The following is a 16,103-nucleotide window of genomic DNA, read 5'->3' as shown; positions in this document are numbered from 1 at the left end:
GGCGCGACGGACAACCGTCCGCCGCGCCACCGGGAAGCGCGCATAGCGTGCTCCCCGCTGCCGTAACGGCGGTTGCCGACAAGGGAGAACGGGGGTGTGTTCGTGCGCGTGGGACTGCTTTCCGAGGGCGGTTACCCATACGCCGCCGGCGAGGGCGGAGAGTGGTGCGACCGCTTGGTGCGCGGGCTCGGCCAGCACGACTTCGAGCTCTACGCACTGAGCCGGACGGCCCGTCAGGAGGACAGCGGCTGGTACGCGCTGCCGGGCAACGTCCGGCGAGTGAGAGCCGCCCCCCTCTGGGGCGGACCCGCACCCGGCGGCAGCGGCCGGGCCTACGGCGCGTACGGGCGCGACCAGAGACGGCGGTTCACCGCGCACTTCGGGGACCTGGCGGCGGCCATCACCTTGCCGGGAGATCAGGCGTACCGTTTCGCCGACGGCCTGGGCGGTCTCGCCGACCTCGCCCGCGAGGAGGGCGGCCTCGCCGTCGCCCTCCGCTCCGAACTGGCCCTGCGCGCCCTGGAGACCGCCTGCCGCGCACCCGGCGCCCACCCCGCCGCCTACAGCACCCGCGTCGCCGACCTCCTCGTCGTCTCCGGGCTGATCGAGCGCGCCCTGCGCCCACTCTCCCTCGACTGGTACGGCACCGCCGACGGCGACCGCGGCCTCGCGGCCGTCGATCTGTGCCACGCCACCTCCGCCGGCACCGCCGCCCTCCCGGGCCTCCTGGCCAAACGCTTCTTCGGTACCCCTCTACTCGTCACCGAGTACGAGATCGGGCTCCGCGAGTACTACCTGTCCTCCGCCCCGGCCGACCTCTCCCCGTCCGTCCGCACCCTCATGTCCGCCTTCCACCGCCGGCTCACCGCGCTGATCTACGCCGAGGCAGCGGTGATCACCGCCGGCGACGGCCAGGGCCGCCGCTGGCAGGAACGCGGCGGCGCCGACCGCTCCCGGCTGCGCACCGTCCACCCCGGCATGGACGCCAGCCTCTACGAGGCCGTGGGCGAGGGCGACGAGCGCGCCGCCCCCCATCCCGACGGCCCCCCCACCCTGGTGTGGGTCGGCGGCCGGACCGAACCCCATCTGTGGGAGGCCCTCGCCACCCTGCGCACGACGGAACCGGAGCTCCGGCTGAGAGTGGTGGGGGTGCCTCCGGATACCGACACCCCTCCGGAAGGCGTGTCCTTCGGCCCCGCCTGCGGCCCCGAGGACTACGCGGCGGGCGATGTCGTCCTCCTCTCCGGAGCCGTCGACGGCTTCCCCGCAGCCCTCGCCGAGGCGATGTTCTGCGCCCGCGCCACGGTCTCCCCGGACGTCGGCGCCGTCCGCGAAGTCATCGGCGGCACGGGTCTGGTCGTCCCCCCGCGCGACCCGGCCGTCCTCGCCGACGCGTGCCTGGCGCTGCTGGGCGACCCCGAGCGCCGCGCCCGGCTGGGCGCCGCGGCCCGCGCCCGCGCGCTGGAGCTCTTCACCGTCGAGCAGAACGTCGCCGGGTTCGGGGCGATCTACCTGGAGGTCCTCTCCAGGGCCCCCGTCCAGCTGGGCACCCCCGACCCGTCCGTCCCCTTCTCCCACGCGGCGGCCCCCCTCTCCGCGACCTCCCGCACGGCCTCACCCACCTGGGCGGGCCGCCGATGACGACGTCGATAACTGAAGAATGCGTGTGGGCAGGCGTTCCGCAGGGCGGAACGGGTGGGCACACGCCACCCACGGACCCGCACGGGCAAGCGGACCCGGTGAAGGTACTGCTGGTGCGCCACCACAGGCTGTGCGCCAGAGCAGTGGACCCGCTCGAAATCGCCGCCGGCCTGGAGGCACGCGGCATCTGCGACCGCGTCGCGTCCACCGACTACCGCCACCGGGACGTCTTCTCCCTCGCGGAAGAACTCCACGCGAGAGCGGAACGCACGGAGTCGGACGTGGCCCGCGCCCGCCCGCCGCTGGAGGGCAGACGTCACGGCCCGTGCACCGCCCTGCGCGGCGCCCGGGCCGCGACAGCCGCCCTGGCCTGCCTCTGGCTGGTCGCCCACGTCCTCGTGGGCGACCTGTTGATCGCGGTGCTGCTGCACGGCCGCCGGGCCCTGGCCGGGCAGCCGCTCCTCCCGGCCGTCCTGGCCGGGGCGGCACCCACCGCCCTCGCCCTGGCCTGCGCCGTCGCCCCCGCGGCCTGGTGCGCGCACTGGTTCGCGGCAAGGGCGCGCCGGGTGCTGCCGGCCAGCCGGGACCTCGCCGAGTTCGGCAGGAGGACGCGGCCCGCGCTGCTCGTGGCGCTGACGCTCTTCCTGGGCGCCCTGCTGGCGTTCCTCTGGCCGGCACGTTCGGCCTTGCCGATCAGCCAGGCGCCCGGCGCCACCCCGCCCGTCCTCCACTACCTGACCGCGGCGGCCCTCGGCCTGCTCCTCTTCCTCGCCGCGCTGCTCACCGCCCACGGCCTGCCCCGGGCGGCCGTCGCCGCCACCCTGGCCGCCGCCGCGGCCGAGGCCCTGCCCCCGCTCACCCTGCTCGCCGCCCGGCTTCCGGGCTGCGAAGCCCTTCGCTGGCCCGTCGGCTGGGCGGCCGGGGCCTTCGGCCCCACCGCCCTGTCGCTCGCCGCGTGTGTCCCGCCGGCCCTCGCCCTGCTGGTCCACGCCGTCTCCGCGCTGTCCCGGGCCTCGGTCCACGGACCCCGGTGACGACACCAACCGCACCACCCCGTCGACAGGAGAGAGAGCAAGCACGATGACCGTTTCCTCCCCGCGCACCACCGGGCGAGAGCGAGGGCCCGACCGATGAGAGTCCTGCTCCTCGGCGCCAACGGCTACCTCGGCCGTTTCGTGGCCGACCGGCTGCTCGCCGACCCCGCCGTCCAGCTCACCGCCCTGGGCCGGGGCGACGACGCGGACGTCCGATTCGACCTGGCCACCGGCAGCCCCGGCGCCCTCACCCGCTTCCTCAACGCCGTCCACCCCGGCGTCGTGATCAACTGTGCGGGCGCCACCCGGGGCGGGGCGCGCGAGCTCGCCCGGCACAACACCGTCGCCGTCGCCACCGTCTGCGAGTCGCTGCGCCGCAGCGGCTGCGGCGCCCGGCTGGTGCAGGTGGGGTGCTCCTCCGAGTACGGGCCCTCGCAGCCCGGCTCGTCCACCGCCGAGGACGCGGTGCCGCGCCCCGGCGGCCCGTACGGGGTGAGCAAACTCGCCGCCACCGAGCTGGTGCTCGGTTCCGGGCTCGACGCGATCGTGCTGCGGGTCTTCTCCCCGGTGGGGCCCGGCACGCCCGCCGGCTCGCCGCTGGGCCGGCTCGCGGAGGCCATGCGCCGGGCGATGCAGAGCGGCGACAACGAGCTGAAGCTCACCGGCCTCGGGGTGCAGCGCGACTTCGTCGACGTCCGCGACATCGCCCGGGCCGTCCACGCGGCCTCCCTCTCCGCCGCCCAGGGCGCCGTCAACATCGGCACCGGCCGCGCCGTGCGGCTGCGCGACGCCGCGACCCTGCTGGCCAGGGTCGCGGGCTTCGGGGGCGCCCTCCACGAGCTGGACGACCCCCACCTGGGCAGCCCGCCCGCGTACCCCTACCCGGACGGCTGCGGCAGCTGGCAGCAGGCCGACGTGCGCACCGCCCGGGACCGGCTCGGCTGGCGGCCGCGCATCGCCCTGGAGGAATCGCTGGCCGACATCTGGATGGAGGCGGCGTGTCGTATCTGATCTCCCCGGGGTACCGCCGCGCCCTCGCCGCCCGGAAGGCCCCGCTCCGTCTCGCCGTGCCGGGCTTCGCGCATCCGCTGGTGGCCCCCGCCGAGTGGGGCGGCCTCCAGCGGGCGGGCCTCCCGCTGGACTGGGTGGCGATCGGCGGCGGCGTGCCGGTGGAGCCCGACGGCGCGAGCGGCGGCCCCGGCGCCCGGCAGGACCCGTACTGGCTGTCCGCCGTCGTCCCGCTGCGCACGTCCGGCGTCCGGGTGCTGGGCCACCTGGACGTCCGGTACGGCACCCGGTCCTTCGGTGAACTCCTCTCCGACGCGCAGCGCTACCTCAACTGGTACCGGGTGGACGGCTTCACGCTGGCCCGCTGCCCGGCCGACGAGGCCGGGCTCTCCGGGACCCGGCGGATGGCCGGCGCGCTGCGGACCCTGCTCGACGGGGCGTATCTGGTCCTGTCCCACGACGCCCACCCCGGCCCCGGATACGCGGACGTCGGCGATCAGTTGGTGACGTACGCGGGCCCCTGGTCCGGTTACCGGTGGTCCCGGGCCGCCGAGTGGACCGCCGACCATCCGCCCGAGCGCTTCTGCCACCTGGTGCACGGCGTGCCGCGCACCCATCTGGACGAGGCGCTGCGCGTCGCCCGCTGGCAGGGCGCGGGCACCGTCTACTTCACGGACCGCACCGACCGTGACGCCCTGGACCCCTGGGAGTCCCTGCCCGGCTACTGGGACGACTTCGTCTCGCGCATCGGACCTGGTGTCTCGGAATGAGACAGGGCGTGGCAGTGTTACGGGAAGCACCACCGTACTGACATACCGACCTACGGAGTCCCCGTGTCGCTGCCACCCCTGGTCGAGCCGGCATCCGAGCTCACCGTCGACGAGGTCCGCCGGTACTCCCGCCACCTGATCATCCCGGATGTCGGGATGGACGGGCAGAAGCGGCTGAAGAACGCCAAGGTGCTCTGTGTGGGCGCGGGCGGTCTGGGCTCGCCCGCGCTGATGTACCTGGCCGCCGCCGGCGTCGGCACCCTGGGCATCGTGGAGTTCGACGAGGTCGACGAGTCGAACCTCCAGCGCCAGATCATCCACAGCCAGGCCGACATCGGCCGCCCCAAGGCCGAGTCCGCGCGCGACACGGTCCTCGGCATCAACCCGTATGTGAACGTCGTGCTGCACGAGGGCCGCCTCGAGGCCGACAACGTGATGGAGATCTTCTCCCAGTACGACCTGATCGTCGACGGCACGGACAACTTCGCCACCCGCTACCTCGTCAACGACGCGTGCGTGCTGCTGGGCAAGCCGTACGTCTGGGGCTCCATCTACCGCTTCGACGGTCAGGCGTCCGTCTTCTGGAGCGAGCACGGCCCCTGCTACCGCTGCCTCTACCCCGAGCCCCCGCCGCCGGGCATGGTGCCCTCCTGCGCCGAGGGCGGCGTGCTGGGCGTGCTCTGCGCCTCGATCGGCTCGATCCAGGTCAACGAGGCCATCAAGCTGCTGGCGGGCATCGGCGACCCGCTGGTCGGCCGGCTGATGATCTACGACGCCCTGGAGATGACCTACCGGCAGGTCAAGGTCCGCAAGGACCCCGACTGCGCGGTCTGCGGCAAGAACCCGACCGTCACCGAGCTCATCGACTACGAGGCCTTCTGCGGCGTCGTCTCCGAGGAGGCGCAGCAGGCCGCCGCCGGCTCGACGATCACCCCGCTGCAGCTGAAGGAGTGGATCGACGAGGGCCAGAACATCGACATCATCGATGTCCGCGAGCCCAACGAGTACGAGATCGTCTCCATCCCCGGCGCCCGGCTGATCCCCAAGAACGAGTTCCTGATGGGCAGCGCGCTCCAGGGGCTGCCGCAGGACAAGAAGATCGTCCTGCATTGCAAGACGGGTGTCCGCTCCGCGGAGGTGCTGGCTGTCCTGAAGTCCGCGGGCTTCGCGGACGCGGTGCACGTGGGCGGCGGCGTGATCGGCTGGGTCCACCAGGTCGAGCCGCAGAAGCCGGTGTACTGACGGTCCGACGGTCCGGATGCGAACCGGCCCCGCTCGCCGAGAGACGAGCGGGGCCGGTCGTGCTTCACGAGCTGTACGTGCTCTACGGGCAGGTCGTGCCGTCCGCCGGGAGCCTGCCGTCGAGGAACGCGGCGTCCATGGTCTTCGTGGCGCACGCGTCGACGCCGTACGTGCCGTGGCCCTCGCCCTTGACGGTCAGCCGGACCCCGACGCCCTTGCCGAGCTTCTCGGCCATGTTGGCGGCGCCGGCCACCGGCGTCGCCGGGTCGCCCGCGTTGCCGACCACCAGGATCGGCGCGGCCCCCTCGGCGCTCACTTCCGGGGTCTTCCACTTGCCCTTCACCGGCCAGCCCGTGCACGACAGCAGCGACCACGCGGCGGACTCCCCGAAGACCGGCGAGGCGGCCTTGAACTCCGGCAGCAGCCGCCGGACGTCGTCCACGCCGTAGCGGTCCTGCGAATCGGCGCAGGAAATGGCCCGGTTGGCGGCCTGGAGGTTGTTGTAGCGGCCGTCGGGCGACCGGCCCGCCATGGAGTCGAAGAGCAGGAGGAGGGTGTTGCCCGTGCCCTTGACCCTCGCCTCCTGGATCCCGGCGGTCAGGTACTTCCAGGTGTCCTTGGAGTACAGCGCGGTCGCGATGCCGTTGGTCGCCTCGTCCTGGGTGAGCTTGCGTCCCTGGCTCGTCGGCAGGGGCCGCGCGTCGAGCTCCTTGAGGAGCGTGGTGATCTCGTCCAGGGTGGGGCAGCGCCCGCCGCCGCCCGCCGAGGCGCAGTCCTTGAGGTAGTCGTCCAGTGCGAGCTGGAAGCCCTTGGTCTGGCCGAGGTCGCCCTGCACGGTGTCCTGCGTCGGGTCCACCACGGCGTCGAGAACGGTGCGCCCGACGTTCTTGGGGAACAAGTGCGCGTAGACGCCGCCCAGTTCGGTGCCGTACGAGATGCCGAAGTAGTGGAGCCTGGAATCGCCGAGCGCGGCCCGGATCCGGTCGAGGTCACGGGCGGCGCTGATCGTGTCCACGTACGGCAGGACCTTGCCGGAGTTCTTGGCGCAGGCGTCGACGAACGCCTTGTTGGTCGCCAGGGTCTGCCGGAGTTCGGCGTCGTCGTCCGGGGTGCCGTCCACCTGGTAGGCCGCGTCGAGTTCCTTGTCGCTCTGACAGCGCACGCCCGCGCTCTCGCCTACGCCGCGCGGGTCGAAGCTCACCAGGTCGTAGCGGGCGTGGAGGGTGTCGTAGCCGTCGGCGAGGGCGGGCAGCGCGGAGACGCCCGAGGCGCCGGGGCCGCCGAAGTTGAAGACGAGCGAGCCGATGCGGCGGGACGGGTCGGTGGCCTTGCTGCGGATCAGCGCGATGTCGATCTTCTCGCCGTCCGGCTTGGAGTGGTCGAGCGGCACCGGGAGCTTCGCGCACTGCCATGCCTTGCCGGGGGCCTTGCCCTCGCCCTGCGCGGGGGTGGGGGCGGCGCACGTCTTCCAGCTGAGCTTGGGGACGGGGGAACCGTTCTTGCCACCGCCGTTGCCGCCACCGCTGCTGTCGGCACCGCTGCCGCTGCCGCTGTCCTGGCCGTTCGCTCTGTCGCCGCCGTTGCCACCGCATCCGGTGGCGGCGAGGGCGATCACGAGGACGGTGGCGGCGAGGGAGGCGAGGGCCGTTACCCGGGGGCGTGTGGGACTCATTCCACCGACTCTACGGATGAATCGCTCTTTCCCGACCCCTTGGGGACCCGGCGTACGGGCGTTGTCAGGCGGAGCGCAGGGGCGCGCAGCCGATCCGGCCCGCGACGGCGTCCACGAAGGCCGGGAACGCCCGGCGCGGATCGTCGGCCCGGGTGCCGGTGCGGCCGGGGCCCGTGCGCATGGTGAACACCGTGGGGCGGCCCGCGCAGTCGGCCCGTACGAGCGCGCCCGTCGCCTCGATCCGCCCGTGGGCCCGCCAGCCGGGCGCGGGCGGGCTGTCGCCCGTGAGGCCGTCGAACAGGGCGACGATCCTGGGCCGGGCGGTCATCGCGAACCGGGTCGCCCAGCGGAACGCGTCGGCGGGGGTGGCGGTGTCGTCCTCCGTCGCCGCCAGCGCGCACGTCTCGAAGTCCGGTTCGGCACTGCCCGTGCCGGCCGGACCGGCTATGCCCGGTATCGCACAGGACCCGGGCGCGCGGGGCGAGGCCATCGGCCGCGCCTCCCCGGCGCACCCCGTCGCCTTCGCCGCCCGGTTGGCCACCTCCAGCAGGAGCCTGCCCGTCCGTGCGGGGGAGGCGTCCGGGAACGACCCGGTCAGCGTGACGACCGACGGGCGGCCGCGCACATCGCACGACTCCGGCAGCACCAACGTGCCCGACGCGGCCGTGACGAAGCCGGGGAGGGCGTCCGGGAGCGGCGAGTCGCCCCCGGCGAACAGCTCCGTCAGCCAGGCCCGGCGCTCGTCCGCCGCCTCGGGGCCCGTGCCGTAACGGACCTCCAGGCGGCGCTCGGTGCCGCGGCCCCCGCGGTCGCCGCCGCGCCAGCTCAGCGTGCAGTGGCCATGGGGACGGCCGGGCCCCGGCGCGCTCTCCCGGGAGACGCGCTGCCGGGCACCACCGGCCTCCCCGCGGAACGGGCCGCCGTCCTCCGGCCAGGTGCCCCAGCAGTAGTCCTGCCTGGCCAGCGGCCTGAACTGCGTCTGCCACAGCGCCATCAGGGCCGCCAGCAACGCCGCTATGGCCAGGGCGCCGGTGAGCAGTCTGGCCCTGCGGCCCGGGTGTTCGGCCGTCCGTAACACCTCTGTCCCCCTCCGTCGCCCACGGTGAAAACAGTCCGAGTGAAACTCTGTGCGGGCGATGGTAGTGCGGGCCACTGACATTCGAGCCGCTGGAGTTCGTAGTACCGGTGTGATGTGCTATGGGTGCTATGAGCACACCTTCCCGGGTGCCGGAACAGTACCTTCCAGCAGGTATGCGTCAACCGCGCTTTTCACGCACGCGTTGCCGCTGTCGTACGCCCCGTGGCCTTCTCCCCGGTACGTCATCTCGACTCCGACGCCCTTGCCGAGCTCCTGGGCCATCTTGCGCGCTCCCTCGTAAGGAGTCGCCGGATCACCGGTGTTGCCGACGACGAGGATGGGCGCGGAGCCCTTCGCGCTGACATCGGGCGTCTGCCATTCGCCCTTTACGGGCCAACCGGTGCACTGCAACAGGCTCCATGCCATGAAGTCCCCGAAGACCGGTGACGCCTTGCGGAACTCCGCCGCCCTGCGCTGGATGTCGGCCGCGGTGTAGCGCTGGGTGAAGTCGGCGCACGTGATGGCGTTGAGGGACGCCTGGAGGGAGCTGTAACTACCGTCCTGGCCACGTCCGTTCATGGAGTCGCCCAGCATGAGGAGGATCTTCCCGTCGCCGTTCTCGGCGTCCTCGACGCCCTCGGTGAGGTAGTCCCAGAACTGCTTCGAGTAGAGCGACTGCGCGATGCCGCTGGTGGCGAGCGACTGCGTGAGGTCGCGGCCCCCGCCGCCCGGCACCGGCTTCTTCTCCAGCCGGTCGAGGAGCGAGCTGATCTGCTGCTCCGTGGGGCAGTTGTCCGACGTCTTCGTGCAGGCCGTCATGTAGTCGCCGAGGGCGAGCTGGAACCCCGCGGCCTGGGCGAGGGCGCTCTGCAACGGATCGCTCGACGGGTCCACCACGCCGTCCATGAGCGCCCGGCCGACGTTCTTGGGGAACAAGTGCGCGTAGACGCCGCCCAGTTCGGTGCCGTAGGAGACGCCGAAGTAGTGGAGCTTCTCGTCGCCCAGGACCTGGCGCATGAGGTCCATGTCGCGGGCGGCGTTCGTGGTGCCGATGTGGGGGAGGAACTTGCCCGAGCGCTTCTGGCAGCCCTCCGCGTACTTCTTCACCCGGTCCACGAGGGCGTTCTGTTCGGCGGTGGTGGCCGGGGTGGCGTCCGCCGCGTAGTACGCGTCCAGCTCCTTGTCCGGCAGACACGTCACCCCGCTGCTGCGGCCGACCCCGCGCGGGTCGAAGCTGACCAGGTCGTAGCGGGTGCGCAGGGTGCGGTAGTCGTCGGCGAACGCCGGGAGCGTCGTCACCCCGGAGCCGCCGGGGCCGCCGAAGTTGAAGAGGAGCGAGCCGATGCGGTGCGCCTGGTCGGTGGCCTTCGCCCGGATCATGGCGATGCCGATCTTCTCGCCGTCCGGGTGGGCGTAGTCGAGCGGCGCGCGCAGGGTCGCGCACTCCCAGTCCGGGCCGGGGGGCCGGCCGGCGGTGCCCGCGTCCTCGCTGCGGCTGGGGGGCGGGCAGGGCTTCCAGTCCGGTTTCTGTCTCTGGAGGGCGGCGTCGGCGGGCGCGGTGGGGGCGTTCGAGGAGGAGGGCGTCGCCCGCCGTGCTTCGCCGTCGGCGTCGCCGCTGCAACCGGTGAGCCCGGTGACCGTGGTCAGCAGCGCGGCGGCGAGCAGCGCTCGCCCTCTGGACACGCGTACGGATCTGGACACGCCTCCCACTTTTGGGCGGGGCGGGCCGGGGCGCGCGCAGGGCGGGCCGTATGGGTTACATGGGGACGAATCCGACTTCCGTCGCCTTCGCGGTGACCCAGACGGGGGTGCCCTCCGTGAGCTGCAGCTCCGCTGCGGCGGCAGGGGTGATCTCAGCGACGATCTCAAGGTCCGCGTCCACGAGGACGCGCATTCTGCTGCCTTGCGCGGTGAGTTCACGGACCTTGCCCTGCCAGACGTTGCGGGGGCTGCTGGCGGTGGCCGTGGGGCGGGTGGTGTGGAGAGACACCGCTTCGGGGGCGATCACGGCGAGGCCGGGGCCCGGGGCGGGGGGCGGGCCCGCCGTCGTCAGGGTCGCGCCGTTCGCCAGGCCGAGGGTGCCGGCCGTCGCCTCGGCCGGCCAGGCGTTGAGGCCCAGCATGCGGGCCACCCACGGGGAGCGGGGGTGCCGGGCGAGCTCGGCCGGGGGCGCGTACTGGGTCGTACGGCCGTCCTCCAGGACGAGCACGTGGCCGGCCAGCGATACGGCTTCCACGGGGTCGTGGGTGACGATCAGGCACACGCCGGGGAAGTCGGCGAGGTGGGTGCGCAGGGCGTGGCGCACCTGAGCGCGGGTCGACTGGTCCAGGGCGGCCAGCGGCTCGTCGAGGAGCAGCAGGTGCGGACCGGCGGCCAGGGCCCTGGCCAGGGCGACGCGCTGGGCCTGGCCGCCGCTGAGCAGGCCGGGCCTGCGGTGGGCGAGGTGGCCGATGCCCAGGTGGTTCAGCCACTGCTGGGCGGTGGCGTGGGCCTCGTCCTTCGGGGTGCCCTGGGCGCGGAGGCCGTAGGCCGTGTTGGCGAGCGCCGTGAGGTGCGGGAAGAGGGCGCCGTCCTGGGGGACCCAGGCGATGCGGCGGCGGTGGGGCGGGGCGGACGAGACGTCCTGGTCGCCGAGGGTGAGCGTTTCCGCTGTGGCGCGGTGGGTCAGGCCCAGGAGGGTGCGGAGGAGGGTCGTCTTGCCGGCGCCGTTGGGGCCCACGATCGCGATCGTGGTGCCGGCGGGGGCGTCGAGGGTGGTCTGTACCGCGCCCGTGACCGTGGTGCGCAAGGGGTGCGGCGTGGTGCGGGCGGGACCGGGGCGGGCAGGGCCGGGGCGGGCAGGGCTTTCCGGAGCCGCGTGGTGTTCGGCCGTTGCCGTACTCGGTTCCGGGTGCTCCGCACTCGGCCGCCCTCCCGTCGTCGGCGTCTGCGGCCAGCGGCCCCGGAGGGTCAGGAGGACCGCTGTCGCGATGGCCAGGAGGAGCAGTGATACCGCTGTCGCGCCTTCCGGGTCGTCCTGGAGGAGCAGGTAGACCTGGAGAGGGAGCGTCTGGGTGATGCCGGGGAGGTTGCCCGCGAACGTGATCGTCGCCCCGAACTCGCCCAGCGCGCGCGCCCAGCAGAGGGCCGCTCCCGCGAAGAGGCCCGGCGCGATCATGGGGAGGGTGATGGTGCGGAAGGTCCGGAGCGGCGACGCCCCGAGGGAGGCCGCCGTCTCCTCGTAGCGGGGGTGGAGGCCGCTGAGGGCGCCCTCCAGGCTGATCACCAGGAAGGGCATGGCCACGAAGGTCGACGCCACGACCGCCGCCGTGGTCGTGAAGGGGATCGTGACGCCGAACCAGTCGTCCAGCCAGGCCCCCAGGACGCCCCGGCGGCCGTAGCCCTGGAGGAGTGCCACGCCCGCGACGGTCGGCGGGAGGACCATCGGGAGCATCACGAGGGAGCGGACGAGCGCCTTGCCCGGGAAGTCCACCCGGGCCAGCAGCCAGGCGAGGGGCACCCCGAGGGCGAGGGAGAGCGCCAGGGCGTACGCCGAGACCGTCAGGCTCAGGGTGAGGGCCTGGGTGACCTCGGGGGAGGTGAGGCGGGATGGAAGGGTGGCCCATGGCGTGCGGGTGAGGACGCCCGCCAGGGGGAGGAACAGGAAGCCGACGGCGAGGATGGAAGGGATCGCCAGGGTCAGGGGCGTGCGGGCCCTCATGGCTGCTGGAAGCCCGCCTCACGGAGGAGCTTCTGTGCCTCGGACGAGCTGAGCCACTTGACGAAGTCGGCCGATTCCTCGGTGTGCTTCGAGCCCTTGAGGGTCGCGGCGGGGTAGGCGGCCACCGCGTTCTGGGCGTCGGGGATGGCGACGGTCGCGACCTTGCCCTTGGCCGCGGTGGCGTCCGTGACGTACACGATGCCCGCGTCCGCCTCGCCGAGGGTGACCTTGCTCAGCACGGCGCGGACGCTGGGCTCCTGGGAGACCGGCTTGACGTCGACGTGCTGCTGGTCGAGGACCTTCTTGCTGTAGCGGCCCGCGGGCACCTCGGGGGCGGCGAGGACCACCTTGAGGCCGGAGCGGGAGAGGTCGGGGAGGCCCTGGATCTTCTGGGGGTTGCCGGGGGCCGTGGCGATCGTCAGGCGGTTCTTCGCGATGGTGGCGGGGGTGTTCGTCTGCTGGGCGAGGCCGTCCATCGTCTTGGTGTCGGCCGTCACCAGTGCGTCGGCGGGCACGCCTTGGCGCACCTGGGCGGCGAGCTCCTGGGAGCCGGCGAAGGAGAAGTTCACCGTGGTGCCGGGGTGCTCCTTCTCGTAGACGGCCTTGGCCTCCTTGAAGACGTCCGTGAGGGAGGCGGCGGCGAGGACCGTGAGGGTGGTCCGCTGCTTGGCGTCGTCGCTCTTGCCGTCGCCACCGCCGCAGGCCGTGGCCAGGGGGAGGAGAAGCGCCGCCGCCAGGGCCGTGCGCGCGAGGGTACGGGGCATTGTCTCTCCTGGTCAGGCGCGGTCGATGTGCACGTTGGTGGCCTTCACCCGGGCCACGGCCTCCATGCCCACGGTCAGGCCCAGTTCCTCCACGGCCTCGCGGGTGAGGAGGGAGACCAGCCGGTGCGGCCCGGCCTGGATCTCCACCTGTGCGGCCACGTCGCCGAGCTTCACGGCGGTGATGATCCCCGGGAAGGCGTTGCGCGCGCTGGTGTGCGGCTCGTCGTCGCTCTCGTTCGCCTCGGCGGCGAGGCTCACGGAGAAGGCCGCCAGGTCGGGCCCCTCGATGATCCGCTTGCCGGTCTCGTCACGACGGGTGGGGATCCTGCCCGCGTCGGCCCAGCGGCGGACGGTGTCGGGACTCACGCTCAGCAGCCGGGCTGCCTGCCCGATGGTGTACGACCGCATGTGCGGCACGGTATGTCGATCCAGCTCGCATCTGCAAGGCTGAAAGCCTGACCTGCTGGGTAAATCCAGCCCCTCCGGCGTTTGAGGAGCGGGGGTCCGGGGGCGGAGCCCCCGGGAAACGGCCCGCAGGGCCCCCTAGATCGCACCCTTCCGCGTCAGATGCGTGAACGACGCCCAACCCGGCAGGACCGGCAGCCAAAGCGTCATCAGCCGGAACAGCAGCACCGCAGGAGCCGCCTGCTCCGCCGGCAGCCCGGCAAACGTCAGCGCACCCGTGAGCGCGAACTCCACCGCTCCCACACCACCCGGCGTCGGCGCCGCCGACCCCAGCGCGTTGGCGGTGAGGAAGACGACCGCGATGCTCGCGTAGCTGAGGTCGCCACCGAAGGCCCGGATCGACGCGTCCAGGCACATCACGTTCGCCGCCGTCAGCAGCAGCATCCCGCCGATGCCGAAGCACAGCTTCTGCGGCCGCTGGAGCACGTCCAGCATGCGCGGCACGACGCCCGCGAACAGCGACCGGACCCGGGTCGAGACGAACTTCCGCAGCACCGGGATCGCGGCGACCACCAGCACCAGGACCGCGGCCGTCAGCAGGCCGCCGATCACGGTCCGGGAGGGGCCCAGGGACGAGCTGCGTTCCGTGCCGGTCACATAGCCGAAGGACAGCAGCAGCATGATGTGGCAGGCCAGGCCGAAGAGCTGGGACGCGCCGACGCTCGCCACGGCCAGGCCCGGGCGGATGCCCGCCCGCTGGAGGAAGCGGGTGTTCAGGGCCACGCCGCCCACCGCCGCCGGGGCGACGATCTTCACGAACGAGCCCGCGACCTGCGCCAGGACCGTCCGGCCGAAGGTCACCTTCTCCGGGACGAAGCCGAGCAGGCTCATCGCCGCGGCCACGTAGGTCAGCGCCTGGAAGGCCACTGCCATCGCGACCCACGCCCAGTTGGCCTTGTCGACGAGATCGCCGAACTTGATGTGGGTGAGCTGGGACAGCAGGAAGTACGCGGCGATCGCGCCCGCGACGAAGCTGATCAGCGTGCGGGGCTTGATGCGCTCCAGCCGCACCGGCTCTATCGGCGCCTGCGGCCGGATGAGCAGGACCTGGCGGCGGATCTGGGCGAGCAGGTCCTCCTCGCGGGCCTCCTCGATCGCCTCGTCGATCGCCTTCTTCTCCGCCTGGCGCTCGGCCTTGAGCGCCTTGCGGCCGGCCTCGACGGGCTCGGCCTCGGCGGCGCGTTCCGCCTCCCGGGCCTCCTTGGAGAGGCGGGCGTTCTCCAGCACCCGGTCGCGTTCGCGCTGCGCCCGCTCGCGGGCGAGCTGGCGCAGGGTCGCGCGGTTGACGCGGGTGAGGGCGAGGGGCTGGAGGAGGGGGAGGCTGTCGGCGACGGCGTCGGGGCCGAGGACCTCCACGGCGGTGGCCACGGCCCGCTCGGCGCCGACCCGCAGGCCGAGGGTGACGAGGAGTTGGGCGACGTCCATGCGGAGCACCAGGTCGCCGGCCGCGATCTCGCCGCCGCGCAGATCCGTGAGGACCACATTGCCGGAACGATCCACCAGCAGGGCGTCGCCGTCGAGCCTGCGGTGGGCGATACGGCGCGACTGGAGGGCCTTGAGCTGGTGCCAGGCGCCCCGCATCAGCTCGTCGGTGATCTCCTCGGTGGGGACGGAGACCAGGGGACGGCCGCCGATGTGCTCGTAGATGAGCATCACGGCGTCCGGGCCCAGCTCGGAGGTGGCGATGAGCTTGGGCGCGTTGGCACCGGCGGCGATGGCCGCGTAGGCGAGCAGCGCCTCCTGTTCGAGGGCCTGGCGCAGCGACTGGAGGCTGCGGCGCTGGGTGATCCCGCGCAGGGCCAGGCGCTGCCAGACGCGGTAGAAGAAGCCCTGGGCCTGTTGCTCGCGGTCCACGACGGTGACGTCGAGGGGCGGCCCGTCCTCCATGGTGACGATGTAGCGGCGGCCCCGGTCGGGGTGCTGCTCGGCGGTCTCGTGGTCCTCGGCGCGCAGCGCGGTCTCCGGCCGGAAGCCGACGCGCCGCAGCCCGGCGAGGAGGTGCTGGCCGGTGGGGCGGACGTTGGGGGAGCCGACGGCGTAGAGGGTGGCGTAGGCGACGGTCCAGCCGATCAGGACGGTGATGGCGATGGAGAACGGCGTGGTGTAGCCGTTGACCAGCACCGCGAAGGCGTCCAGGAGGAGCACGGCCCACATGGCCACGCGCCAGCGGGGCCGCCGGGACATGCCGACGGCCGTCATATAGGCGATCACGGGCGCCAGATAGCCGTGCACCGGGTCGGTGAAGCCGCCCGTGGGCGAGCGCTGGGTGAGCGCCGCGCGGATGGATTCGGGCGCCGACTCGGCCACCCACAGGTCGGTGGCCAGCGACACGCCGTGGGCCAGCACGGCGGCGAGGACGCCGTCGGCGATGCGCAGCCCGTCGCGTTTGATCAGCCGTTCGATGGCGAAGGCCACCGGGACGATGAAGACCGCGATGTTCGCCGTGAGCCCGGCGAAGCTGGCCAGCAGATGGGGCGCCTTGCCGGTGCTCGCGCTGATGTCCTGCGCCAGGCCGGAGGTGGTGGCGTGGGCGAAGGCCGCGAGCGCGAGCACGAGGGCGATGCCCACGATGCCCAGGAAGAGCCGGACCAGGTCGGCCGGACGGTGGACACGGGCGGGGAGCAGCGGCTCGTCGCCGGAGACCTTGTCGATGTGGCCCTCACCGTCCTCGCACGGATACGCGCCGCGGTCCCTGTCGCAGGGCAGCACGTCGCGGGCGCGGGCCTCGT

Annotated in this window: 12 protein-coding genes; 5 read left to right on the top strand and 7 right to left on the bottom strand. The window is 73.2% G+C overall.

The window, feature by feature from the left end:
* Positions 1-102 precede the first annotated feature (102 nt).
* The 5 genes from ACFYZR_RS30010 to moeZ all read left to right on the top strand — a co-directional run bounded on the left by ACFYZR_RS30010 (position 103) and on the right by moeZ (position 5,695).
* Positions 103-1,641: a DUF3492 domain-containing protein gene (locus tag ACFYZR_RS30010; RefSeq protein ID WP_391916064.1), complete on the top strand. Its 1,539-nt coding sequence runs from the start codon at positions 103-105 to the stop codon at positions 1,639-1,641.
* 113 nt (positions 1,642-1,754) lie between these two features.
* A complete protein-coding gene (locus ACFYZR_RS30005; protein ID WP_391915984.1) occupies positions 1,755-2,675 on the top strand; it encodes a hypothetical protein in 921 nt (306 codons plus the stop codon).
* Between the two features lie 96 nt (positions 2,676-2,771).
* Positions 2,772-3,686, top strand: a complete 915-nt coding sequence (locus tag ACFYZR_RS30000; protein WP_391915981.1) for an NAD-dependent epimerase/dehydratase family protein — start codon at positions 2,772-2,774, stop codon at positions 3,684-3,686.
* Positions 3,674-4,453 (top strand): spherulation-specific family 4 protein, encoded by a 780-nt coding sequence (locus ACFYZR_RS29995; protein WP_391915978.1) that lies wholly within the window; start codon positions 3,674-3,676, stop codon positions 4,451-4,453. Before ACFYZR_RS30000 ends, ACFYZR_RS29995 begins: the two co-directional genes overlap by 13 nt.
* A gap of 63 nt (positions 4,454-4,516) precedes the next feature.
* A complete protein-coding gene (moeZ, locus tag ACFYZR_RS29990) occupies positions 4,517-5,695 on the top strand; it encodes an adenylyltransferase/sulfurtransferase MoeZ (RefSeq protein WP_391915975.1) in 1,179 nt (392 codons plus the stop codon).
* An 82-nt stretch (positions 5,696-5,777) separates the two neighbouring features.
* On the opposite strand, the gene ACFYZR_RS29985 is transcribed toward moeZ, so the two are convergent.
* From ACFYZR_RS29985 to ACFYZR_RS29955, 7 genes are all read right to left on the bottom strand, one after another.
* Positions 5,778-7,367 (bottom strand): alpha/beta hydrolase, encoded by a 1,590-nt coding sequence (locus tag ACFYZR_RS29985; protein WP_391915972.1) that lies wholly within the window; start codon positions 7,365-7,367, stop codon positions 5,778-5,780.
* 64 nt (positions 7,368-7,431) lie between these two features.
* On the bottom strand, positions 7,432-8,445 hold the full coding sequence (locus ACFYZR_RS29980) for a hypothetical protein (protein ID WP_391915969.1): 1,014 nt from the start codon (positions 8,443-8,445) through the stop codon (positions 7,432-7,434).
* A gap of 126 nt (positions 8,446-8,571) precedes the next feature.
* Entirely contained in the window at positions 8,572-10,128 is a 1,557-nt protein-coding gene (locus ACFYZR_RS29975; protein ID WP_391915966.1) for an alpha/beta hydrolase, read from the bottom strand.
* Between the two features lie 73 nt (positions 10,129-10,201).
* Positions 10,202-12,145 carry an ABC transporter permease gene (locus ACFYZR_RS29970; protein WP_391915963.1) on the bottom strand — a complete coding sequence of 648 codons (1,944 nt, stop codon included), beginning with the start codon at positions 12,143-12,145 and terminating at the stop codon, positions 10,202-10,204.
* The gene (modA, locus tag ACFYZR_RS29965; protein ID WP_391915960.1) at positions 12,142-12,909 is read right to left on the bottom strand and encodes a molybdate ABC transporter substrate-binding protein; all 768 of its coding nucleotides are present in this window, start codon (positions 12,907-12,909) and stop codon (positions 12,142-12,144) included. Before modA ends, ACFYZR_RS29970 begins: the two co-directional genes overlap by 4 nt.
* A gap of 12 nt (positions 12,910-12,921) precedes the next feature.
* Positions 12,922-13,317 carry a molybdopterin-binding protein gene (locus ACFYZR_RS29960; protein WP_391915958.1) on the bottom strand — a complete coding sequence of 132 codons (396 nt, stop codon included), beginning with the start codon at positions 13,315-13,317 and terminating at the stop codon, positions 12,922-12,924.
* Between the two features lie 135 nt (positions 13,318-13,452).
* Positions 13,453-16,080, bottom strand: a complete 2,628-nt coding sequence (locus ACFYZR_RS29955) for a YbhN family protein (protein WP_391916061.1) — start codon at positions 16,078-16,080, stop codon at positions 13,453-13,455.
* Positions 16,081-16,103: the final 23 nt, after the last annotated feature.

It is taken from the genome of Streptomyces sp. NPDC001678, assembly GCF_042892945.1.
Lineage (GTDB): Bacteria > Actinomycetota > Actinomycetes > Streptomycetales > Streptomycetaceae > Streptomyces.
This window is presented reverse-complemented; position numbering and strand designations above follow the sequence as displayed.